Origin of the sequence: Pseudomonas sp. rhizo66, from assembly GCF_031931925.1 — a bacterium.
Lineage (GTDB): Bacteria > Pseudomonadota > Gammaproteobacteria > Pseudomonadales > Pseudomonadaceae > Aquipseudomonas.
In genome coordinates this window covers 1-23343 of sequence record NZ_JAUJWZ010000029.1, presented here as the reverse complement: position 1 = coordinate 23343, position 23343 = coordinate 1, and the positions used below count along the sequence as shown (strand labels likewise).

Genomic DNA, 23343 nt, shown 5'->3' with positions numbered 1-23343 from the left:
ACCTATCTGCATCGCTACTACTGCGGCAAACGCTGGTTATCCAGAACTCGGCCGACCACCAGCTCGCTGAGCATGATCACCTGTTGCAGGATCAGCATCTTTTTGCGCTGTGAAGGGTCGATCGAATCGGCGAGATCTCGGGCCATGTCATTGGCGCAGGACAAGGTTTCAGTGGCTTCGACGAGCAGGGTTTCGTTGTCCACCGACGGGTCGATCAGGTAGATTTTGCCGGTTTTGCGGGTGGGTATTGAGGTCTTCAGCGCGGAAGGGTTGAGGTAGAAATTGATCGCGCGGTCGGTGGCCTCTTTGATGTTTTGAGGTTCGAGCGCGGCGTCGTAGGGGATTGGATCGGTTGCTGGCGGGTTTGGCGTAATTTTGAACATAGATGACACTCGCTTAACAAAAAAATAAGGAGCCATCACTCACGCTACCAAACGAGGTGGTGACCATTGCGCAGGTTGGTAGACCGGTCTAAGCGAGTAAACCCCGGCGCTCCCGAAGGAGCCCCACGCATGGCCACCATATAAAACCGAGCCCCAAAAAGAGACTGCATATAGCGGCGCATAACGCTTAGAAAACGGGCTACCAAACCCGATCACTGTTTTGCAGTGACAGGGAAACGATACAGCCCGCCTCAAGGCGCGTAAGCCGGCGGATTCTGGCGTACGCGTAGGTAACGGCGCAAGGTGTTGTAGCCGTTATGGCGTAACAGTGCGTGTAAGTTAAACGTGTGTGGGTATCGGTGTGTAAAAGCCCCTCACCCTAGCCCTCTCCCAGAGGGAGAGGGAACTGACCGTGGTGTTTGGGCGAGGTACGCCGACGTGAGGTATCGCGGTGAATTCTGGTGACGAAGCGGTTAGTGCCGCCTGCAAATTCCCTCACCCTGGCCCTCTCCCAGAGGGAGAGGGAATTTACCGTGGTGTTTGGGGGTGGTACGCCGACGTGGGATATCGAGGTGAATTCAGGTGGGTAACGGCCGGGGTTATTTGACCAGCCGTTTTTCTTTGGAAGGTCTGTAGCCGAAATATGAGCTGTAGCACTTGCTGAAATGGCTCGGCGAGACGAAGCCGCAAGCCACCAGCACTTCCACCTGCGACAGCTCGGTGTGCTGCAGCAAGCGTCGCGCTTCGGTGATGCGCAGCTCCAGGTAATAGCGCTGCGGCGTGGTGCCCAGTTGCTCCTTGAACAGGCGCTCCAACTGGCGGCGGGAGCGCCCGGCGTACACCGCCAGTTGCTCCAGCTCCAGCGGCTCCTCCAGATTGGCGTCCATCAGTTTCACCACCTCACGCAGCGGCGCACTGACGCAGAGGTTTTCATCCGGTTTGATCCGCCGGTAGCGCGACTCCTCGAACGCGAGGATGTCTTCGATACCCTCGACCAAGGCTTTGCCGTGCAAGCCCTTGATCCAGTCCAGCGCCATATGAAAAGCGCCGGACGGACTCGACGCCGTGAGACGATCGCGATCAATCACATAGGGTTCGCTGCTGACGTGGGTGGCTTTGGCAATCTCGGTCAGCGCCGGGCGATGCTCCGGGTGGATCGCGCAGCGATAGCCATCGAGCAACCCGGCGCGGCCGAGAAACCACGAGCCATTCCATAACCCGGCGAGCGAGATGCCGCGCTCCGCTGCCGATCTGAGCAAGCCGATGAACTCATCACTCGCGCGCAGTTCGGTGCGATAACCGCCACATACCACCAGCAGATCGAGTTGCTGAAGTGCGGCAGCATCAAGACGTGCATCGGGCCGGATCACCAGGCCCAAGTCACTGATGACTTCGCCGTCGCCCAGGCCAAACGTGCGCGACGAAAACAATCCCGGGCGCAACAGATTGGTGGTGACAACGGTGTCCAGCGCCTGGGTGAAGGCCGGCAGTGAAAAGTGTTCGAGCAGCAGAAAACCGGTGCGGGTCAAGCGCGAGTCATCCGCGCCTTGCTCGTTCAGATAGCGGAGGTTTTTCCCCTTCATGCCTCCGCTGAATTGGCGTCGTTCGATCAAGTTCGGGTCCATCGGTGTGTTGTTATGCGCCGATAGTTGGCTTTGTCCGTCAAAGAGTCAATCACGCCAGCGGTGGATGGCGGGTGACGCAGTGACCTGCGCCACCACTGGGCGATGGCAGCGATCCGAACCCTGCCTCAAACAGCCGAGAAAAACCCGGCCCCCAAACGCCCCTCAAGACGCCCACACAACACGTAGTGCTGATAGCCGCTGGAGAAAGCCCCCTGGGAGATCGCAATCCTGACATCGTCATTCAATCGAAGGTACTGGGCTTCATCAAAGTTTTCTGCGCTGACTTCGCCGGCACGCCCGAGCCGCTCGCTGTCCACGGTGAGACCCTGGCTGGCGAAGTGCTCGAAATCGATGATGCGATTCACCGCGTGCCGCTCCAGCACACCCTGATTGGGATGCATCGAGTAGATATGCAGGCCTTTCTTGGCGCAGCGGTCGCACATGTCGACACAGTTTTTCTGCGTCGATTTACGCCGCGTCAGCTCTTCAAGCGGCATGTCGAGGTACTTGCCAACCTGATACTCGGTCTGATTGAAGATCGTGCAGCAAAGCACCGTGTTGCCATTGCAGTCGATAACCAGCCAGTCATCCTTGAGCGTGCACGCCATCTTGGGAAATTGCTGGATAACGTTGACGAGATCGTCGTACGGCGGCAGTGCGAGGCGCTTGAGGGTGTCAAGGTCCGTAGCCGTGACAGACGGGTCACGCTCGACAATGGCCAGTGTCTTCTCCAGCGGCATCATCACCGAGTACCCGGTGGTGAAGATGAAGCCAAGACGCTCACTGAACTCGCGCATCAGTGATTCTTCTTCGATGTTATCCAGGTAGCGGTGATAGTAAACATCCACACGGGTTCTCAGACCCAGGCGCTGTTTGATCTCGTGCAGGGCAATCATGTTTTGTTTTACAACTTCGATATCGCCGCCGACATGGCCCTTTTCGTAGGTCTCCTGGTAAAAACCCGAGAGCGAAATACGGAAGTAACTCGGCTCGGCCATCAAGGCCTTTTCCATATTCTTGGCGAGATTAAGGTTGGTGCTGATGCCGCTGCCCATGCCGGCAGCGTTAATGATCTCGATAAATTCGCCAATTTTTGGATGAATCAGCGGCTCGGTCCAGTTATAGAGGTAGATGGTGTCGACGCCCTCTGTCTTGGCCTTATCGACAATCTGCTTGAACATGTCGAGCTGCATGGCTTTTTTGAAATTGAGATTTTCCGAGTTGCCCATTGGGCAAGACGGGCAGCTCAGATTGCACGCACCGACGATATCGATGTACATATTCATGCGGGTGAAGCTCCTTGACTTGAAAGCCACGCATCTCATCACTGCAGTCTTTCAAGTCGCCTGATTGTGTTGGTTTTTTGACGGCACTGGCACACCGGCTAGCAATAACTGCACCACAATCCTGTTACGCCATTAACTCAACGACCCAATCGATGAACACACGAAGCTTGAGGCTGACATGTCGATTGGGTGGGTAGGCCAGATAGAGCGGCATCGGCTCGAGCTGCCAGTCTTCAAACAACGGCACCAACTCGCCGCGTGTCACATGCTCTTCAGACATGTATGTGGGCAACCACAGCACGCCCATCCCCGCCAGACCTGCCGCGAGATAGGCATTGCCGTCATCGACCGCCAGCACGTGACGCCCTTTGATTTGCAGGTTTTCACTGGCGTTGTGCAAGGCATACGGCACCGGTTTGCCGGTGCGTGCCCAGAGAAAACCGACCACGCGATGGTGGCTGTCTTCCAGGTCTCTCGGGTGCGCGGGAATGCCAGCGCGCGCCAGATATTGCGGTGCGGCAAACACCCCCAACTGCAGATCGGCGACCTTGCGTGCCATCAGCGACAGGTCCATGAGTTCACCCCCGCGCACCACGCAATCGACGTTCTCATCAATGATGTCGACGATGCGGTCACTGACGCCCATGTCGATCTGGATATCCGGATAGCGCGCGTGAAACTCGGGCAGCGCCGGCACCAGAATCAGCCGCGCGAACGGGCTCGGGACGTCCACGCGCAGCCGGCCCGAAGGTGATGCCGCCGCGCCGGGCAGGCTGGTTTCGGCATCATCGAGGTCGGCGAGCAAGCGGATCACGCGTTGGTAATACACCGCGCCATCAGCGGTGACGTTGACCTTGCGCGTGGTGCGATTGAGCAACTTGACCCGCAGGCGCGCCTCCAGTTGCTGAACCAGTTGGGTCACCGTGGTCTTGCTCATGTGCAGGGTTTCGGCGGCTTTGGTGAAACTACCGGCCTCGACCACTCGGGCGAAGGCCTGCATTGCGTCAAAACGGTCCAAGGTGCGCCCTCGATTGTTTGGATTTCACAAACAGTGAACGCCAAGCTTGCGCGTTTATCGCTGGCCTGCAAATACCTACAGTGGCTCCATCAACTCAAATGAAGGAGACACTTCCATGACTCAGCGCGATGTTGTTTTTCCATCCGCACGCCGCACGCTTTACGAACGCCACCGTTACTCGCCCGCCATTCGTTCCAACGGTTTTCTGTTTGTCTCGGGACAGGTCGGCAGCACCGAGGACGGCACGCCAGAGCCGGACCTGAAAAACCAGGTGCGTCAGGCGTTCACTAACCTCAATGCAATCCTGGAAGAGGCCGGTGCCAGCTTCGATGACGTGGTTGATGTCACCGTATTCATCGTTGATCCCCAGTCGAAATTCGAGACGATCTGGAATGTGGTGCTGACCGAGTTCTGGGGCGAGGCGCCGCATCCGACCGTGACGGCGGTTGGCGTGACGTGGCTGTATGGGTTTGATTTCGAGATCAAGGTGATTGCCAGGTTGCCTGAGGCGGCCTGATCGTCAGATCGATTTGCAGCAAGGGTCGGCAGTCTTCAGACTGGCGGCCCTTTAGTCCTTTCCGACAGCCGTCATGTCAGTTTCATTGCTCAAGCCTGCCCTCCCCGGCATCGCCCTGCGTCGTTGGCGCTTGCTGCATCGCGTCAAGCAAAGCCACGCCGCGCAGATGTTCAACGTCACCCAATCGACCATTTCCCGCTGGGAAAGCGGCGTGCTGGCGCTGGATCCGGCTGCGCATCTACAGCTTGAGCAACTGTTGGCCGCGCGCCTCGACACGGCGGCCGATCAGGCTCTCGCCCGGTTGGTGTGCGAAAGCGCACGACCGGTTCATCTGGTCTGCGACCTGACCCACCGTTTGCTGGCCTGTTCCTCGGCCCGCGCCGCGCAGTTCGCCAGCCCGCTGAGCGAATTGCTCGGACAATCTCTATGGCGCTTCGTGACGCCGGAAATCGCCAGCAACGAACGGGCGCTCGACACACTGGGCTGGCGCGAATTGCAGGCACCTCCGGCGCTGGAATTTGTCACCGGCAGCAACGACTCAGACCTCGTGCCGATCCGCCAGAGCCTGTGCCGCTGGACCCGCATTCCACTGTCCGACGGCACTGCCGCGCGGCTGGTCGAGACGCTCTGAACGCATATTTTATGCGTGGACGCTCAACCGCATCGGCCCTAGGCTTGCTGCTCGGCTCCACCACCGGGCAAGTTCATGGACCTCGAAAAAATCAGCGCACGCCTCGAATTCCTGCGTGAAGCAGAAAAGCTCAAGGACGTTCTCAGAAGCGCACACACATCCAGTGGGCGCACCGAAAGCACCGCCGAACACAGCTGGCGCCTGTGCCTGATGGCGATTGTCTTCGCCGATGAGCTGGCCGGGCTCGACCTGCTCAAAGTGCTGAAGATGTGCGTGATTCACGACTTGGGCGAAGCGATCAACGGCGACATCCCGGCGGTCGATCAGGCCACGTTCCCCGATAAGGGCGAACAAGAGCGCAACGACCTTCTGCTGCTCACCCGCGCGCTCGATAACCCCCTGAGAAACGACATTCTCGCGTTGTGGGACGACTACGAAAACGCCCGGTCGGCCGAAGCCAAAGCGGTCAAGGCACTGGACAAACTTGAGACTCTGCTGCAACACAATCAAGGCCAGAACCCGGCCGATTTCGACTACCACTTCAATCTGACTTACGGCAAGAAACACACCAGTGCCGCCCCGATTTTCGCCGCACTGCGCGCACTCATCGATCACGACACTCAAGAAAGAATCGACATGAACCTGACCTTGCAACGAACTCAGTGACGACATCGACACCATCGCGCAACAGGTGTTGTCACCCTGGTCGCTCGTAAATATCCGGACACACCCAAGCGTTTGCCATTTCATAGGTCGTCTGTTTGCATGCTCTGCGAAATCAGCATTCAGATCAGGGAGACGATCGATGAATATTTTGGTGGTGGGTGCCAGCAAAGGTTTGGGCAGGGCTTTGATCGAAGGTTTGGGCAACGCGGGAGACACGCTGACCGGCGTTTCCCGTTCACGCCCCGAGGGATTGATAGCGGTTGCCGAGCGATCTGTACGCTGGGTGGAGGCCGATCTAAGGGATTCTGCTAGTGCTGCGCATGCTATCGAGCAAGCCGTCGCGGACGACGGGCTGGATACGCTGATCTACAACCTCGGCATCTGGGAAGAATTGGCCTTCGATCCGGCCTATGACTTTCTCGACAGCCCGGACGACGAAGTACAAGCCATCGTCAGTTGCAACATCACCTCGACTATTTTACTGATCAAGCGCCTGCTCCCTTTGCTGCTGAACAGTACCCACCCCAGAATCATCCTCACCGGATCGACTTCAGGCCTGCCGCAAAGCGGGCGTCCGGAAGTCGCCTTCGGCGCCTCCAAATTCGCCCTGCGCGGGATTGCCGATACGCTGCGCGAAGGCTACCGACAGCAGCGTCTGGCGGTGACTTGCCTGAATCTGGGGTATCTCAACACCGAGGATCGGCTGAGCACGCCGCGAGATCTGGCTGCGCAGCGTGGCGAGGGTCAGCTGATTCCAGTTCACGATGTCGTTCAGGTTGTGCGCATGATTCTGAGTCTTTCTTCGGCCAGCTACGTCAAGGAACTCACCCTGCCGGCAATACTCGACGAACGCTTTTGACCGTTCCTGCCCTGATGGCGCTGGCCTTTACGCGTGCGAATACGTATAACCTCGCCGATTCGTCTACCCTCACGTAGCGCCCTGGTTCAGCTCTTCACACTTTTTGACGCTCACGAAACGGAGAATTCCATGCTCAAACGAACACTGGCACTGACCGCCGGCCTGGCCCTGTCCTTTTCTGCATTCATGGCCCAGGCGGCCGACGTTTTGCGCGTCAGCGCGATTCCCGATGAAGCCCCGACCGAGCTGCTGCGCAAGTTCGAACCGCTGGGGGCTTATCTGGAACAGCAATTGGGCATGAAGGTGCGGTTCGTGCCGGTGGCCGACTATCCGGCGGTGGTTGAAGCTCTCGCGACTGATCGCCTCGATATGGCCTGGCTTGGCGGCTTCACATTCGTGCAGGCGCGCTTGAAGACCGATGCGACCACGCCGGTCATTCCGTTGGTGCAGCGGGAACAGGACGCGCAGTTCACCAGTAAATTCATCACCGCCGACCCGAATGTGCATAGCCTCGCCGACCTGAAGGGCAAGACCTTCGCTTTCGGTTCGGTGTCGTCGACTTCCGGCAGCCTGATGCCGCGATACTTCATGTTGAAAAACGACGGCATCAAGCCTGAAGGTTATTTCAGCCGTGTCGCCTACTCCGGCGCCCACGATGCCACTGTGGCCTGGGTGCAGGCCGGCAAGGTCGATGCCGGTGTGCTGAACGCCAGTGTCTGGCAGAAACTGGTCGATGCCGGCAAGGTCGACACCAACAAGGTCAAAGTCTTCGCCACCACCCCGACCTACTTCGATTACAACTGGACCGTGCGCGGCACCCTCGACCCGGCACTGGCCGCGAAGATCAAGAAAGCCTTCCTTGATCTGGACCCGGCCAACCCTGAGCAGAAGAAGATTCTTGATCTGCAAGCGGCCAGCCGCTTCATCGACACCAAGCCCGAGAACTACAAGGGCATCGAGGAAGCCGCCCGCGCTGCCGAACTGCTGAAATGACCCTACGCCTCAATCAGGGCAACCTGCGCCACGCCAATGGAGTCGACGCCCTGCGCGGTGTCGATTTGCAGATTGGCGTCGGCGAACAGGTCGCGATCATTGGACCGTCCGGGGCCGGCAAGTCGAGTTTGCTCAACCTGCTGGCCACCGCCCTGCGGCCCAGCAGCGGAGAGATTGAAGTGCTGGGCGAACGTGCCTGGCACTTGTCGGCCCGCCAACGCCAGCGTCTGCGCGCGCGGATCGGTCTGGTGCATCAAGCGCCGCCGCTGCCGCCGCGTCAGCGTGTGGTGACGGCGGTATTGGCCGGCAAGCTCGGCCAGTGGAGCTTGGGTAAAAGTCTCTTGAACCTGTTGCACCCACTGGATGTGGCCGGTGCCCGCGCGGCGTTGGCGCGACTGGATCTGGGCGACAAGCTGTTTGCGCATTGCCAGCAATTGTCTGGCGGCCAGTTGCAACGCGTCGGCATTGCCCGTGTGTTGTATCAGGCGCCGGAAATCCTCTTGGCTGACGAACCGGTGTCGGCAATGGATCCGGTCATGGCCGGGCACACACTGTCGATCCTCTCGCGGCATGCCCGCGAGCACAACGTCACACTGGTGGCGAGCTTGCATGCGGTGGATCTGGCGCTTTCGCACTTCCCACGGATCATCGGTCTGCGCGACGGGCAGATTCTGTTCGACAGCCCTTCCGGTCAAGTCAGCCACGCGATGCTCGACGCGCTGTACGCCAACGAAAAACTGCAATCACCGACCGCTGCGGTGGCGCCTTTGACTGTGCAGATTCCACGATGCTGAAGGCGGATTCACGAGACCCCGCGGCATGGCCACGGCTGCTGCTGACGTTGCTGGCGATTGCGTTGCTGTGGCCGGGCATTCAGCTCAGCGAGTTGAACCTGGGGGTGTTACTCCCAGACAGCCAGAATGAAATGGGCCGTTTTGTCGCGCAGTTCTGGCCTCCTGCGCACGACGAAGCGTTTCTGCAGCTATTGCTCAAAGCCACCCTGCAAACCCTGGCCATCGCCACCGCCGGCATGGCTTTGGCGCTGGTATTGGCGATACCGGCGGGCCTGGTTGCCAGTCGTTCGCTGTCGCTGTCCGCCGCTTCACGCGGTGGCGTGCCCAGTCGATTGGGCCGTCTGTTGCGCTGGCCGGTGCGCGGCTTGCTGATTTTTTTGCGCAGCGTGCCGGAAATCGTCTGGGCGCTGTTGTTTGTCCGCGCTGTCGGATTGGGCCCGGCGGCCGGTGTGCTGGCGATCGCAATCACTTACAGCGGCATGCTCGGCAAGGTCTACGCGGAGATTTTCGAATCGACCGATCAGCGTCCGGCGCACGCGCTGTTGCAGGCTGGCAGTGGAAGGCTGGCAGCGTTTGCTTACGGCACGTTGCCCAACGTCGCGTCAGAACTGCTCTCGTACACGGTCTATCGCTGGGAATGCGCAATCCGCGCTTCGGTGGTGATGGGGTTTGTCGGCGCCGGCGGTCTCGGTCAGCAGATCGACCTGTCGATCCGCATGTTCGCTGGCGGTGAAGTCGCCAGTATTCTGCTGTGCTTCCTGGTGCTGGTTCTGGTCGCCGACCAACTCAGCCGCTTGCTGCGCTGGAGGCTGACATGAACCGTCTGATCAACCTGTTGCTGATCGCTGGTATCGCGTTGGCGGTCATCGCGTCCTTCGCTTATCTGGGACTGGATATCGGCGAACTGGGCAGCGCCACCAGCCTCAAGCAGATGGGCGCGTATGTGCAGCGTTTTCTCAGCCCGGATCTGAGCGCGGATTATCTTAAAGCAATCTTGCACGGGTCGATGGAAACCCTGGCCATGTCGGCGCTCGGCACCCTGCTCGCCGCTGTGTTCGGCATTGTGCTCGCCCTGCCTGCCGCCGGGCGTTTCGGCTGGCCACTGCAAAGTGCTTCGCGCCTGCTGCTTAATGCCTTGCGGGCAATACCGGAACTGGTCTGGGCCGCGCTGATGGTACTTGCCGCTGGCCTCGGCCCGAACGCCGGCACCCTAGCCCTCGCCCTGCACACCACTGGCGTGCTCGGTCGATTGTTCGCCGAAGCACTGGAAAATACCCCGCCACAACCGGCCGAAGCCATTCGCTTGCAGGGCTGCAACCCGATTCTGGCCTTCTGCTACGGCACCCTTCCGAACCTTGCGCCACAACTGCTCGCCTACGTTCTGTACCGCTGGGAAAACAACATCCGCATGGCCAGCGTGCTCGGTTTTGTCGGTGCCGGCGGGCTTGGGCAGATGCTTTATGTGAGCCTGAGCCTGTTTCAGGAAGCCAAGGCCAGCACAGTGATTCTGGCCATGTTGGTGCTGGTGTTTGTGGTCGACTGGTTGAGCGCCTGGAGCCGCCAGCGCTGGGTGAAGGCCTAGTACGCAGGCGTGCGAGTGGATATCTGACAAAAGCTGATTATGCTTCAGGAAAACTTGCAGCAATGCGAGGCGGTCAGACTGTGCAGGTTTCACGCGGGAGCAATGGCGGCATTTGCCACAAGGCCAGAGTGCGACAAGCAGTAACGGGGGACTCCGGCCTACAACAATAAGCACGACGGAGAATACCCATGGCCACAATCGACACAGCATCCACCGGCAGTCCACCGCGCAGCGGCGGCATCACCAAGGAGGAGCGCAAGGTTATCTTCGCTTCATCCTTGGGCACGGTTTTCGAGTGGTACGATTTTTATCTCTACGGCTCACTGGCGGCGATCATCGCCAAGCACTTCTTCGCTGGCGTTAACGAAACCACCGCGTTTATCTTCGCCCTCCTCGCCTTCGCCGCCGGGTTTGCGGTGCGGCCGTTCGGAGCGATTGTGTTCGGCCGGCTCGGCGACATGATCGGGCGCAAACACACGTTCCTCATCACCATCGTCATCATGGGCGTCTCCACCGCGATTGTCGGCATATTGCCCGGTTACGCGACCATCGGTGTCGCTGCCCCGGTCATTCTCATTACCCTGCGCTTGTTGCAAGGCTTGGCGCTGGGTGGCGAGTATGGCGGCGCCGCGACCTACGTGGCCGAACACGCGCCGCGCAACAAACGCGGCTTCTTCACTTCATGGATTCAAACCACCGCGACCCTCGGCCTGTTTCTGTCGCTGCTGGTGATCCTCGCCTGTCGCACCGCGCTGGGCACTGAAGCCTTCGAAGCCTGGGGCTGGCGGATCCCGTTTCTGCTGTCGATCCTGCTGCTGATTGTCTCGGTGTACATCCGCCTGCAGCTGAGCGAGTCGCCGGTGTTCCAGAAGATGAAGGCTGAAGGCAAGGCGTCGAAAGCGCCGCTGACCGAATCCTTCGCGCGCTGGGACAACCTCAAAGTGGTGATCATGTCGTTGCTCGGCGGTACGGCCGGGCAAGCGGTGGTCTGGTACACCGGGCAGTTCTATGCGTTGTTTTTCCTGCTGCAGACATTGAAGATCGACCCGCAGACCGCCAATCTGTTGATTGCCGGATCACTGTTGATCGGCACGCCGTTCTTCGTGATCTTCGGCAGCCTCTCCGACCGCATCGGGCGCAAGCCGATCATCATGGCCGGGTGCATTCTGGCGGCGTTGACCTACTTCCCGATCTTCCACGCACTGACCCAGTACGGTAACCCTGACGTGTTTATCGCCCAGGAGAAGAACCCGGTCAAAGTGATCGCCAACCCGGATCAGTGCTCGTTCCAGTTCGACCCGGTGGGAAAGGCCAAATTCACCAGTTCCTGCGACCTGGCCAAGACATTGCTGGCGAAACGGGCGATCCCGTATGAAAACGTGATTGCAGAGCCGGGCACCGTCGCGCAAGTGCGCATCGGCGACAAAGTGGTCGAAAGTTTCGAAGGCAGCGCCCTGCCAGCCGCCGACTTCAAGACCCGTAACGATGCGTTTACTGCAACCCTCGGCACCGCGCTCAAGGAGGCCGGTTATCCGGAGAAAGCCGACCCGGCGAAAACCAATTACCCGATGGTGCTGCTCCTGCTGACCGTGCTGGTGATCTACGTGACCATGGTCTACGGCCCGATCGCGGCGTGGCTGGTCGAGCTGTTCCCGACCCGCATCCGCTACACCTCGATGTCGCTGCCGTATCACATCGGTAACGGCTGGTTCGGCGGTTTCCTGCCGACGGTGGCTTTTGCCATGGTCGCCGCGACCGGGGATATCTACTACGGCTTGTGGTACCCGATCGTGATTGCGGTGATGACAGCGGTACTCGGCACGTTCTTCCTGCCGGAAACCAAGGATCGCGACATTCTCAAGGATTGAAAACCGTCAGCGCGCCCTCTCCACCGCGGGAGGGCGCCATTCTGCACAACCCGGCAAAAATATCGAACGCCTGCCGCACTGCCTGCCTCCAATGTTTACACCACTGGAGGTCACCAACATGAACAGCGACGATAAAACCCCGAACGCCCCACCCACCGACACGTCCGGCGAACCGGTGAATGTGGTCGAGCGCGATCTTGGAGACCGAGACGCTACAGCGCAAGATCGATGAGATAGAGCGCAAAGTGGCCGATGGTAATTAGTGTTTTGCAGGCGATCGCAACAGCCTGCTGGATCTACCCCCTCACCCCAGCCCTCTCCCCCAAGGGGGCGAGGGGGAAAGGGAGCCGATTTGTGTGCTTTTCAAATCTTGCGTTCAACTCGGTATTTCAAGTCGGCGTTACTTGCACAAACACCTCGGTCAGTCCCCTCTCCCCCTGGGAGAGGGCTAGGGTGAGGGCTTCTTCGCCAGATTGAGTTTCACGGCCGCACATATCTGCTCCCATTCGGCCGTCAGTGTGGCCAGCGCCAAGGCATTGCCCAGTGCTGCGCCACTGGCAGTGTTGTCGAAAATGCACCAGGTCGCCGCACCTGCTGCAGCCACTGATTGCAAGGCTTGTACGAGACTTTGCAGGTAAGGAGAATCGTAGGCGCTGTGGTAAATGCGCGGTGCGCCGTGCAGACGCCAGTAACGGATTCCCGCCCAGCCACTGGGCGCTGCATCACTGCTGATGCGCGAGGGATCGACGACCGCTTGGGCGATCTGACAAGTCTTCAATATTGGCTCAGCGCTGACCCACGATTCATGCCGTGGCTCAAGCACCACAGGGCCAGAGAAGCGCTGACGCAATATCACGAAGAAGGCTTCGGCGATGGCTTCGTTGTACGCCAGTGATGGCGGCAATTGCACAAGCAAGCAGCCGAGGCGCTCGCCCAGACCACCGCATTCAGTCAGAAACTTGTCCAGCGCTGACTCGCACCCCGCAAGGCGCAATTCATGGGTGATGTGTTTGGGCATTTTCACCGAAAAGCGAAAGGTCTCCGGTACACCGTCGGCCCAACGTTCGTAGGTTTGCCGGCGATGGGGACGATAGAACGAGCTATTGATTTCCGCGCAGTTGAGGCGCGCGGCATAGCGCTGCAAGTGCGAGCCTTCCACCGCAAATGCCGGCCAATGCTCGCGACCCAGACTCCAGCCTGCACAGCCAATGAAAATCAAAAACACACCTCCTCACCTGTAGGCGCAGATCGTTCGGTGATCGTTCCCTCGTTCCGCGTGGGAACGATCAAACCTGTGTGCTAATCGGTTATTTTTTTCCGGGCAACACCGCGCCGAGCACCTGCTTGGCGGTTTGCACGATTACCCCGGCCTCATCCGGATCGCCCTTGAGCAGCGTCGTGGCGAATTTCTTCGCCTGCTCAAGCTTGATGTGCGGCGGCAAGGGTGGCACGTTCGGGTCGGTCTTGAACTCGATCACCACCGGCACTTCCGAGGCCAATGCCTTTTCCCAGGCTGCGGCAACGTCTTCTTCGCGATCGACAAAAATGCCTTTCAGGCCAATGGAAATGGCGAACAAGTGATAAGGCACATCCGGGATACTTTGCGAGGCTTCGAACTTCGGATCGCCCTCCATCACCCGCTGCTCCCACGTGACCTGATTAAGATCCTCGTTGTTGAACACCGCGCAGATCCATTTCGGACTCGCCCATTGCCGCCAGTATTTGGCGACGGTGATCAGTTCGGCCATGTTGTTCATCTGCATCGCGCCATCACCCACCAGCGCAATCACCGAACGCTCCGGATAAGCAAACTTGGCGGCAATCGCGTAAGGCACAGCGGCGCCCATGGACGCCAGACCACCGGACAGCGAGCACTGCATGCCACGGCGGATTTTCAGGTCACGGGCAAACCAGTTGGCGCAGGAGCCGGAGTCGCTGGTGATGATGGCCTCATCGGGCAAGCGCGGCGACAACTCGTACACCACCCTTTGCGGGTTGACCGGATCAGCCTTGGCCATTGCGCGTCTTTCCAGGGTTTTCTCCCAGCTACCGCGCCAGCCTTCGACTTTCTTGCGCCACTTGTTGGAGGTTTTCTGTTCGAGCAGCGGCAATAACGCGGCGAGGGTTTCTGCCGAGTCGCCGACCAGATTGACCTCCATCGGGTAACGCAGGCTGAGCATGTCGGGCTGCAAATCGATCTGCACGCCACGCGCCTGGCCTTCCTTGGGCAGAAACTCCGAATACGGAAACCCCGAGCCGATCATCAGCAAGGTGTCGCATTCGCTCATCAGTTTATAGCTCGGCTCGGTGCCGAGCAGGCCGATGCTGCCGGTGACCCAAGGCAGATCGTCCGGCAACACGGCTTTGCCCAGGAGCGCCTTGGCGACCCCGGCGCCGAGTTTTTCCGCCACCGCGATGACTTGATCGGTCGCCTGCAAAGCCCCCGCGCCAACCAGAATCGCGACCTTCTCTCCGGCGTTCAAAACCTCGGCGGCGCGCTGCAGATCCTCGTCATAAGGCAGCACTTTGGGTTTGGTGTAACCCACCCCGGAATGCGCGGTGCCATGGGCGCGCGCCGGAGCTTCGTATTTCAGCTCCTGCAAATCGTTGGGCAGAATCAGCGCGGTGACCCGGCGCTCACCCACCGCCGTGCGCACCGCACGATCGAGCAAATGCCGTACCTGCGAAGGCGCCGACGCCTGCTGCACAAATGCCCCGGCGACATCCTTGAACATCGACACCAGATCCAGCTCTTGCTGATAGTGACTGCCCAGCGCCGTGCGTGCCTGCTGACCGACGATGGCCAACACCGGCATGTGGTCCATGCGCGCGTCATAGAGGCCGGTAATCAGGTGCGAGGCGCCCGGGCCGGAGGTGGCGATGCACACACCTAACTCGCCGGTGAACTTGGCATGTGCCGAGGCCATGAACGCGGCCATTTCTTCATGCCGGGCCTGGACGAACTCGATCTTTCCGTTGGCCCGACTGAGCGCGCCGAACACGCCGTTGATACCGTCGCCCGGATAACCAAAAATCCGCGTGACGCCCCATTGGCTGAGCCGCTCAACCAGAAAATCTCCCACTGTCATCGTCATCTCGATCCTCGTCTTTCTCCGCTGTATGGAGCTGCCCCGGCAGAACATCCGTCGGGCACTGTAAGGGTCTGGACACTAGGTACGTTGGCGAAGTTTCGATGGATTTCCCCGAGTCGGTTCTTGTTTGCGAACCAGACTGTCAGGACAGCACAAGACCTCTCGGTCGGCGGCGAGGCCATTCGCGAACAGGCTCGCTCCCACAGGGAATCGAGTTGCAAATGTGGGAGCGAGCCTGCTCGCGAAGACGTCAGAACAGCCACTGATGACGCGGAGGCTTTCAACGATGCGGATGCACCGTGAACGCCACCAGTTTGATCACGATCGGCCGCACGACGAGAATGCACAGAAACGCCACGGGCATCGCCAGCTTGTAGGCGTGCAAGGCATTACTCAGGTAGTCGTTATCAATGCCCGAATTGGCGGCGGTGATCACCAGCGACATCAGAAACGCCATGATCGTCGCCATGTACAGCGCGAAAACATACGGCGTGGCGCGCGGTGACAGCTTGCGGCGGTTGATGTTCAGGGCTTCGGCGCGGGTTGGTTGATTCATATGGCTTTTCCATCCAGTGACAGGGAGACCGCACGTTAGCAAGGTCGCCCCCGAGCAACTAGACGCTCAAGCGCAGGTACTTTATAAAGCAGAACTTACGAATCAGCCCTCAGCGTGACGATGAATGAATCTGTTAGCGGCGATTGCCTGTTTTATCAAAGTGGTGGAATCAGGCTCGATTGTCGGCGCCGCGAAGATTCTCGGCGTCAGTGCGGCAGCAGTGAGCCAGACACTCAATCGGCTGGAAACGCACCTCGGTGTGCGCCTGTTGCAACGCACCACGCGCAGCATGGCGCTCACCGAAAACGGCGCGGTGTACTACGAGAAAGTCCGCCGGATTGCGGCGGACCTGGAAGCCGCGCAAAGCTCGATCAGCCGCGATGAGCGCGAGTTACAGGGCCGTTTGAGTATCGCCTCGACCTCCGCGTTCGGCCGTCATGTGCTGGCCGCGCTGATCGCCGGGTTTGCTGCGCAGCATCCGCGCCTGCTCATCGAACTCTCGACCACCAATGGCAAGATCAACCACATCCAGGACGGCATTGATCTGAGCCTGCGGATCAAGCCGCAACTGGAGGACGGCATCGTCGCGCGCAAGATCGTTTCGCTGCCCTTCATCATGTGCGCCGCGCCAGCCTATCTGCAGCGCGCCGGGTGGCCGCAATCGCCGGATGATTTACAGAACCACGCCTGCCTGGCCTTTCGTTATCCCTTGGACGGGCGGTTTCTGCGCTGGAGTTTTATCCGCGACGGCCAGCGTTTCGACGCCCCCATCAATGCCACCGCCATCAGTGATGACATTGATGCACTGGCGCAAATGGCGGTTCACGGTGCCGGGATCACGCGACTGGCGGAGTTTGTCGCCGCGCCGTATCTCGCAAGCGGGCAACTGGTGCCGCTGTTTGAACATAGCGGCGCCGCTCACTCCGTTGTCGAGCCGATGGACATCTACGCCTGCGTGCAGGAACGGGCGGCGATGACGCCGAAGGTCAAAGCCTTTCTGGATTATCTGACAGCACATCTGGCCACGCGCTGGCCGATGGAAAATGTTTAAGAGGCAGGGCTCATAGAGGCTCGCTCAAGCGCGCGAATTCGGGCAAAGTCCACCTCGCCCATTCGGCCCATCACGGAAGATAACAACAATGAAAAAGTCTCTCGGCGCTCTGCTCATGATCTGCTTGAGCAGCCCCGTGTTCGCGGACACCCAACCCGTTGGTTTCCAGTACGCCACGCTGGCGGATCCGCTAAATGAGCGCCCGGTAGAAATGGTCGTCTGGTACCCAAGTTCGCCCACCTCTGCGACGCCACAATTGTTCGGCGACAACCCGGTATTCGTCGGCGCCCCTGCGGTGCTCGACGCCCCGGCCGCCAAGGGCGAGCATCCATTGGTGGTGCTTTCCCACGGCAACGGCGGTAGCTGGATCAACCAGACGTGGCTGGCCAGTGCACTGGCCCATGAGGGTTACATCGTCGCGGCGGTCAATCATCCCGGCACCACCAGCCGCGACCGCAGCCCGCAAGCGGCGGCGCAGTTGTGGCAACGCCCCGTTGACCTCAGCCGCGCTATCGATGCGGTGACGGCACAACCGGAAAAGTTCGGCGCAGTGGCCAAGGATCGAATTGCCATTGTCGGCCATTCGCTCGGCGGCTGGACGGTCCTCGAAGCCGGCGGCGCACGCTTCGACCCCGAGCGTTTTGCCGACGACTGCAAAGTCCATCCACAACTGGCCAGTTGCACCGCTTACCAACAAATGAACACTGCAAACACCGCGCAAGCGAAAGCTCAATTGGCCGCCGACTGGCGTGACAAGCGCGTCACTGCCGTGGTTTCACTGGACCTGGGCCTGTCGCGCGGGATGACCGACGCCAGCCTCGCGGCCTACCCCGTGCCGATCCTGGTGATCGCTGCCGGCGTGCCGTCGAAAGAACTGCCCGCTGAACTGGAGTCCGTCGACCTCGCCAAACGTCTGCCAAAAACCTCATCGCATTTCGTCGAGATCAGCGACGCCAGTCACTTCAGTTTCATGGCAATCTGCAAACCTGGCGCCGTGGCCATGCTCGACGAGGATGTACCGGGCGACAGCATCATCTGCACCGATGGCGACGGTGGTCGTCCGCGTGCGGTCATTCAACAACAGGTGATTTCCCTGATCAGCGGGTTTCTGGCGCCGTCACCTGACCGCTTGAAACCAGCCATTACTTACCAGGAACCCCAATAACAATGCTCACGCCCTCCCCTCAGACCTTCCGGGGCAGTTGCCTGTGCGGAGCGGTGAAATACCAGATCCGTTCACGGCCCAAAGCGCTTTCGCACTGCCACTGCAGCCAGTGCCGCAAAAGCCACGGCGCAGCGTTTGCCAGTTATGGCAGCGTGCTGCGGCAGAACCTGGAACTGTTGGAGGGCGCCGAACAGCTCAAGGCCTATCAGTCTTCGCAATCGGTACAACGCCAGTTTTGCCTGAACTGCGGCTCGTCGCTGTTCTGGGCAAACAATCAGGGTGAGTACCGCGACTGGATCTCGGTAGCCCTGGGCACGCTGGACACGACGTTCACCACGGAAAAACAGCAACACGTCGAAGTAACGTCGAAGGCGCCATGGTTTGAAATCAAGGATCAATGGCCGCAGCGTTGAGTCTCACCCTGTTTCTGTGGTGTCCTGTCTATTCTCAGCAGGTATTTTTCCACTCGCCAACGATGAGGCCCCTTTCATGAGCAAAGCGCCGTACGTTCCACCCCAGGTCTGGAAAAACGAAGCCCCGTCCGGTGGCCAGTTCGCCAGCATCAACCGGCCGATTGCCGGGCCGACCCATGACAAAACCCTGCCCGTCGGCAAGCATCCGTTGCAGCTCTACTCGCTGGCCACGCCCAACGGCGTGAAGGTGACCATTCTGCTCGAAGAGCTGTTGGCGCTGGGGCACAGCGCTGCCGAATACGATGCGTGGCTGATCCGCATTGGCGAGGGCGACCAGTTCTCCAGCGGCTTTGTCGAGATCAACCCGAACTCGAAAATCCCGGCGTTGCTCGATCGCAGTGTCGAGCCACCGATTCGCGTATTCGAATCGGGTTCGATCCTGCTGTATCTGGCCGAGAAGTTCGATGCTTTCCTGCCGAAGGATCCGGCGGGCCGTACCGAAACGTTGAACTGGCTGTTCTGGCAGATGGGCTCGGCGCCGTATCTTGGCGGCGGTTTCGGACATTTCTATGCCTATGCGCCAGAGAAAATGGAGTATCCGATCAACCGTTTCACCATGGAAGCCAAGCGGCAACTGGACGTGCTCGACCGTCGTCTGGCCGAAAGTGCCTATCTGGCTGGCGACCACTACACCATCGCCGATATCGCGGTCTGGCCGTGGTACGGGCAACTGGTGCGCAACAACGTTTACTCGGCGGCCGAGTTTCTCGCGGCTCACGAATACACCCATTTACAGCGCTGGGCCGAGGATATCGCCCAGCGGCCGGCGGTCATTCGTGGGCAACGCGTCAATCGCACCTGGGGCGATGAAGCAACCCAAGTACCCGAGCGTCACGAGGCTAAAGATTTGAACTGACAGCCCTTTCATCACCTTCAGCAGCGGGCCGATCACAAGCGTTTGTGATCGGCCCGTTTTGCCTCTGTCTCGCCCCCGAAAAACCGCGACTCTGCGCCAACCCGCGACGCAGAGCGCCCGGCCGATTGTGAAAAATTCGTTAACTAACTGAGCCGTACGGCTTTCTTCACCCGGAATGATCTGACACACTAATGCGAATAATTCCTACACGCACTCGCACTGGATTCGTCTTCGTATCATTTGGGGAAGCAGATTGATGTCGTTTCGCACCATTCACCGCCGCTCAAACCGTTCACCGAACCTGCTCGCACTCGCCATCTGCATGGCCGGCGTCACATCGGCGCTGGCCGACGAGGCAACATCCGCCACGCCTGAAGCCGCCGCACCGGCCACGCTGGAACTGGACGCAACGGAAATCGGCGCGACCCAGATGAGCAGCACCACCGAAGACACCCAGTCCTACACCACCGGCCCGATGCGGACGGCGACCAAGCTGTCGCTGACCATGCGCGAAACGCCGCAAGCGGTGACGGTGATCACCCGCCAGCGCATGGACGACCAGAACATGACCAGCATCAACGACGTGGTGAAAGGCACGCCGGGACTGTTCCTCAGTCAGGCCAGCGGCCCGGGCCGGCAGACCTACAGTTCGCGCGGTTTCGACATCGACACCATCATGTACGACGGCCTGCCGAGTTCCTATTCGCCCTTTTCGATGGCGGTGCAACCAAACCTGACGATGTTCGACCGTGTTGAAATTGTCCGTGGCGCGACCGGTCTGGTCACCGGCGCCGGCAACCCTTCGGCGGCGATCAACCTGGTGCGCAAACGCCCGACTGCCGATCAGCGCGTGACCCTCACCGGCGCCGCCGGCAGTTGGGATGACTACCGTGGCGAGATCGACGCCTCCAGCCCATTGAACGAAAGCGGCACCCTGCGTGGTCGAGTGGTCAGTTCCTATCAGGGCGCCGACAGCTTCCGCGACAAGGAAGAAAACGACCATGGCCTGTTCTACGCCATCGGTGAAGCCGACCTGAGCGACAGCACCACCGCGACCCTCGGCTTTTCGCGCCAGAATGAGCAGACCAACTATTTCTGGGGCGGCTTGCCGATCGGCACCAACGGCCACCACCTCGATCTGCCCCGCTCTACCTACCCGGGCACCGACTGGGAAAACCGCAAGCTGCAGATCGACACGGTGTTCGGTGAAGTCGAGCATCGTTTCGACAACGACTGGAAACTCCACGTCGCCGGCTCGTCCTCGACCCTCGACGGCGAGTTCTCCGGGACTTACCTGTCGCGATACGCCGGGCCGCTGGAAACCACGGCCTACCAATCGCACCACACCGACAAGCAGCGTTCGCTCGACGTGTTCGCCAGTGGCCCCTTCGAAGCGTTCGGCCGCAGCCACGAATTGGTGGTCGGCGCCAGCAACCGTGTGTATGACGCGACCACCAAGGAATACGATCCGTACACCACGGCCTGGCCGATTGGTGCGCCCAAGCCTGATTTCGTCCGTGACGGCAAAACCCGCAACGTCACCACCCAGGACGCGGTGTACCTGACCACGCGCCTGAGCCTGGCTGATCCGCTGACGCTGATCCTCGGCAGCCGTCTCGACTGGTACGATTACGATGACCGTTCCGGCGATGGCGACTACAAAGTCACCCGTAACGTCACCCGTTATGCCGGGCTGATCTACAAACTCGACGACCATCACTCGGTCTATGCCAGCTACACCGACATCTTCACCCCGCAAACCCAGAAGGACCTGAGCGGCAAGGTGCTCGAGCCGATCGTCGGTGAAAACTACGAAGTGGGCATCAAGGGCGAGTATTTCGACGGCGCCCTCAACACCAGTCTGGCGGTGTTCCAGATGGACCAGACCGGCCGCGCCACCCTGGCCGACAATCAGTTCGGCTGCCCGGTCCTGACGTGCTACGGGTCATCGGGCAAGGTGCGTAGCCAGGGCGTGGACATGGAGCTGCAAGGCGCGCTGACCGACAACTGGCAGGTCGGCGCCGGTTACACCTACACCCGCGCGCACTACCTCAAGGACGAAAACCCGGCCAACAACAATCAGCGTTTCAAAACCGACACGCCAGAGCATCTGTTCAAAGTCTCCACCGTTTATCGCTTCCAGGGTCCGCTGCAACACCTGCGCGTGGGCGGCAACGTTTACTGGCAGAGTCGCATGTACAACGACGTCGCTCTGGCCAATAACGGTAGCTACCGCCTCGAACAGGGAGCCTACGCGGTCACCGACCTGATGGCCGGGTACGAGGTCAACAAACACCTGGATCTTCAGGTCAACGCAAACAATATCTTTGATCGCGTCTATTACTCCGCCATCGGCTCCAACGTCACGTGGGGCTCCAACGACAACTACGGCAACCCGCGCAGCTACATGCTGACGGCCAAGTACAAGTTCTGAGTCGCTGATGTTCTGATCGGCAGCAAAAAAACAAGGGCGCCCGGGAAAATCCACGGCGCCCTTGTACTTTCTGGCCTGTTCATTAGTCATGAGCCGCAATAACCGTTAGTCTCCAAGCGAATTCTTCACGAAGCATCGCGCCATGACCAATCCGGTATTCACCCCCGACATCGACGCCATCCGCAACATTGACGCGGTGCCGGTCATCCTGAGCATGGTCAAGCACCTCACGGGCATGCGTTTCGCCGCAGTGGCGCGGGTCACTGAAACCAACTGGGTGGCGTGCGCCGTCGATGACTCCATTGATTTCGGGCTCAAACCCGGTGGCGAGCTGGTACTTGAATCGACCATCTGCCACGAGATCCGCCAGCATCAGCAGCCGGTGATCTTCGGGCACGCCAGTGCGCACCCGGTGTTTTCGTTGCACCACACGCCGAAAACCTACGGGCTGGAAAGCTACATTTCCATTCCCATCGTCAAAGCCAATGGCGACTTCTTCGGCACGCTGTGCGCCATCGACTCGGTCCCGGCCAATATCGACGAACCGACCATTACCAAAACACTGACCCTGTTCGCTCAGTTGATCGCCATGAACCTGGACACGCAACGCCATCTGGAAGCGACCCAAATCGAGCTGAACAACGCCAATGAACTCGGGCGCCTGCGCGAGCAATTCATCGCCGTACTCGGCCATGACCTGCGCACCCCACTGAGCGCGGTGCGCATGAGCGCCGACTTGCTGCAAAGCAAAACCGAAGATAAACGTTCGCTCAATCTGATTGCGGCGATTCGCAACAGCTCGGTGCGCATGGGCGTGTTGATCGAAAACATCCTCGACTTTGCCCGAGGACGCCTGGGCGGCGGAATTCCGGTGCAGCGCAAGCTGGTGGATGACTTGCAGCACACCCTGCAATTGACCCTTGCCGAGGTACAAGCGTCCCATCCCCAAGCGGTGTTTATCCATGAGCTGAATGTGCCGGCGGGTATTTATTGCGATGCGCTGCGCATCAGCCAATTACTTTCCAATCTGCTGGGCAACGCGGCCACCCATGGCTCGAACAGCGCGCCAATCGTCCTCAAGGCGTATGCAGAAAATGACGAGATCGTGATCTCCCTGACCAACCAGGGCACACCGATTTCAGCGCAACTGATGCCACTGCTGTTCGAACCGTTCTCCCGGGCCGAAGCCGGGCAACGTTGCGAGGGCCTGGGGCTGGGGCTGTATATCGCCTCGCAGATCGCGATGGCACACAACGGCACCTTGAGCGTGACCTCAAGCGCCGAGGCGGGAACCTGCTTCGTGGCAAGATTCCCCGCCCGATACAAATGGCTTTAAGCCGCCCGCTGCCGCATCGTCAGCATCGCCGCGCCAAAACCGACCACACGACTGACCCAACGGGACAATACCGGACGGGTCAGCAACCACTGCGAAGGTCACCATCGAGTGAGCAACCATTTTTCTGCATACCCCCAAATCAAAAGCCCCTCACCCTA

22 protein-coding genes and 1 pseudogene are annotated in these 23343 nt (G+C 59.8%); 15 read left to right on the top strand and 8 right to left on the bottom strand.

The genetic code is table 11. The features are described 5' to 3' along the window. Positions 1 to 17 precede the first annotated feature (17 nt). From QZR14_RS26235 to QZR14_RS26220, 4 genes are all read right to left on the bottom strand, one after another. Positions 18 to 383, bottom strand: a complete 366-nt coding sequence (locus QZR14_RS26235; protein WP_250604845.1) for a DUF6124 family protein — start codon at positions 381 to 383, stop codon at positions 18 to 20. 599 nt (positions 384 to 982) lie between these two features. Further along, positions 983 to 2008: a GlxA family transcriptional regulator gene (locus QZR14_RS26230; protein WP_311998126.1), complete on the bottom strand. Its 1026-nt coding sequence runs from the start codon at positions 2006 to 2008 to the stop codon at positions 983 to 985. Between the two features lie 125 nt (positions 2009 to 2133). Continuing rightward, positions 2134 to 3294, bottom strand: coding sequence for a radical SAM/SPASM domain-containing protein (locus QZR14_RS26225; protein WP_311998125.1), 1161 nt, complete (start codon positions 3292 to 3294; stop codon positions 2134 to 2136). A gap of 124 nt (positions 3295 to 3418) precedes the next feature. Continuing rightward, positions 3419 to 4312: a LysR family transcriptional regulator gene (locus QZR14_RS26220; RefSeq protein WP_250604840.1), complete on the bottom strand. Its 894-nt coding sequence runs from the start codon at positions 4310 to 4312 to the stop codon at positions 3419 to 3421. Between the two features lie 115 nt (positions 4313 to 4427). Between QZR14_RS26220 and QZR14_RS26215 the strand changes: the two genes are divergently transcribed. The 9 genes from QZR14_RS26215 to QZR14_RS26175 all read left to right on the top strand — a co-directional run bounded on the left by QZR14_RS26215 (position 4428) and on the right by QZR14_RS26175 (position 12222). After that, on the top strand, positions 4428 to 4829 hold the full coding sequence (locus QZR14_RS26215; protein WP_311998124.1) for a RidA family protein: 402 nt from the start codon (positions 4428 to 4430) through the stop codon (positions 4827 to 4829). Positions 4830 to 4902: 73 nt separating this feature from the next. Continuing rightward, the gene (locus QZR14_RS26210) at positions 4903 to 5460 is read left to right on the top strand and encodes a helix-turn-helix domain-containing protein (RefSeq protein WP_250604836.1); all 558 of its coding nucleotides are present in this window, start codon (positions 4903 to 4905) and stop codon (positions 5458 to 5460) included. Positions 5461 to 5535: 75 nt separating this feature from the next. Then, positions 5536 to 6126, top strand: coding sequence for an HD domain-containing protein (locus QZR14_RS26205; protein WP_311998123.1), 591 nt, complete (start codon positions 5536 to 5538; stop codon positions 6124 to 6126). A 139-nt stretch (positions 6127 to 6265) separates the two neighbouring features. Further along, positions 6266 to 6985, top strand: coding sequence for an SDR family oxidoreductase (locus tag QZR14_RS26200; protein ID WP_250604832.1), 720 nt, complete (start codon positions 6266 to 6268; stop codon positions 6983 to 6985). A 129-nt stretch (positions 6986 to 7114) separates the two neighbouring features. Then, the gene (locus tag QZR14_RS26195; protein WP_311998122.1) at positions 7115 to 7978 is read left to right on the top strand and encodes a putative selenate ABC transporter substrate-binding protein; all 864 of its coding nucleotides are present in this window, start codon (positions 7115 to 7117) and stop codon (positions 7976 to 7978) included. Beyond that, on the top strand, positions 7975 to 8772 hold the full coding sequence (locus QZR14_RS26190) for a phosphonate ABC transporter ATP-binding protein (protein ID WP_250604828.1): 798 nt from the start codon (positions 7975 to 7977) through the stop codon (positions 8770 to 8772). The genes QZR14_RS26195 and QZR14_RS26190 overlap by 4 nt, the downstream gene beginning before the upstream one ends. Continuing rightward, the gene (locus tag QZR14_RS26185; protein ID WP_311998121.1) at positions 8766 to 9590 is read left to right on the top strand and encodes a PhnE/PtxC family ABC transporter permease; all 825 of its coding nucleotides are present in this window, start codon (positions 8766 to 8768) and stop codon (positions 9588 to 9590) included. Before QZR14_RS26190 ends, QZR14_RS26185 begins: the two co-directional genes overlap by 7 nt. Further along, complete coding sequence (gene phnE, locus QZR14_RS26180) at positions 9587 to 10354, top strand: phosphonate ABC transporter, permease protein PhnE (RefSeq protein WP_311998120.1); 768 nt, start codon at positions 9587 to 9589, stop codon at positions 10352 to 10354. Before QZR14_RS26185 ends, phnE begins: the two co-directional genes overlap by 4 nt. A gap of 188 nt (positions 10355 to 10542) precedes the next feature. Next, entirely contained in the window at positions 10543 to 12222 is a 1680-nt protein-coding gene (locus tag QZR14_RS26175) for an MFS transporter (protein ID WP_311998119.1), read from the top strand. Between the two features lie 448 nt (positions 12223 to 12670). Here QZR14_RS26175 and QZR14_RS26170 read toward each other — a convergent pair whose 3' ends face one another. The 3 genes from QZR14_RS26170 to QZR14_RS26160 form a co-directional block, all read right to left on the bottom strand. Then, the gene (locus QZR14_RS26170; RefSeq protein WP_250605462.1) at positions 12671 to 13441 is read right to left on the bottom strand and encodes a DUF72 domain-containing protein; all 771 of its coding nucleotides are present in this window, start codon (positions 13439 to 13441) and stop codon (positions 12671 to 12673) included. A gap of 88 nt (positions 13442 to 13529) precedes the next feature. Then, complete coding sequence (locus tag QZR14_RS26165; RefSeq protein ID WP_250604818.1) at positions 13530 to 15317, bottom strand: thiamine pyrophosphate-requiring protein; 1788 nt, start codon at positions 15315 to 15317, stop codon at positions 13530 to 13532. Between the two features lie 277 nt (positions 15318 to 15594). Then, a complete protein-coding gene (locus QZR14_RS26160) occupies positions 15595 to 15870 on the bottom strand; it encodes a DUF2798 domain-containing protein (RefSeq protein ID WP_311998118.1) in 276 nt (91 codons plus the stop codon). Between the two features lie 124 nt (positions 15871 to 15994). On the opposite strand from QZR14_RS26160, the gene QZR14_RS26155 reads away from it, so the two are divergent. The 6 genes from QZR14_RS26155 (at position 15995) to QZR14_RS26130 (ending at position 23185) form a co-directional block, all read left to right on the top strand. Beyond that, positions 15995 to 16921 carry a LysR family transcriptional regulator gene (locus tag QZR14_RS26155; RefSeq protein WP_311998117.1) on the top strand — a complete coding sequence of 309 codons (927 nt, stop codon included), beginning with the start codon at positions 15995 to 15997 and terminating at the stop codon, positions 16919 to 16921. 88 nt (positions 16922 to 17009) lie between these two features. Further along, positions 17010 to 18086 carry an alpha/beta hydrolase family protein gene (locus QZR14_RS26150; protein WP_311998116.1) on the top strand — a complete coding sequence of 359 codons (1077 nt, stop codon included), beginning with the start codon at positions 17010 to 17012 and terminating at the stop codon, positions 18084 to 18086. A 2-nt stretch (positions 18087 to 18088) separates the two neighbouring features. Further along, positions 18089 to 18499, top strand: coding sequence for a GFA family protein (locus QZR14_RS26145; RefSeq protein WP_123450170.1), 411 nt, complete (start codon positions 18089 to 18091; stop codon positions 18497 to 18499). Between the two features lie 76 nt (positions 18500 to 18575). Then, positions 18576 to 19415, top strand: coding sequence for a glutathione-dependent disulfide-bond oxidoreductase (yghU, locus tag QZR14_RS26140; RefSeq protein ID WP_311998115.1), 840 nt, complete (start codon positions 18576 to 18578; stop codon positions 19413 to 19415). Between the two features lie 256 nt (positions 19416 to 19671). Continuing rightward, complete coding sequence (locus tag QZR14_RS26135; protein ID WP_311998114.1) at positions 19672 to 21849, top strand: TonB-dependent siderophore receptor; 2178 nt, start codon at positions 19672 to 19674, stop codon at positions 21847 to 21849. 142 nt (positions 21850 to 21991) lie between these two features. Next, complete coding sequence (locus QZR14_RS26130) at positions 21992 to 23185, top strand: GAF domain-containing sensor histidine kinase (protein WP_311998113.1); 1194 nt, start codon at positions 21992 to 21994, stop codon at positions 23183 to 23185. Here the strand turns inward: QZR14_RS26130 and QZR14_RS26125 are convergent. Further along, positions 23182 to 23271 (bottom strand): annotated as a pseudogene (locus QZR14_RS26125) (LysE family translocator); the annotation flags it as partial. The gene QZR14_RS26130 and the pseudogene QZR14_RS26125 sit on opposite strands and share 4 nt — an antisense overlap. Positions 23272 to 23343 lie beyond the last annotated feature (72 nt).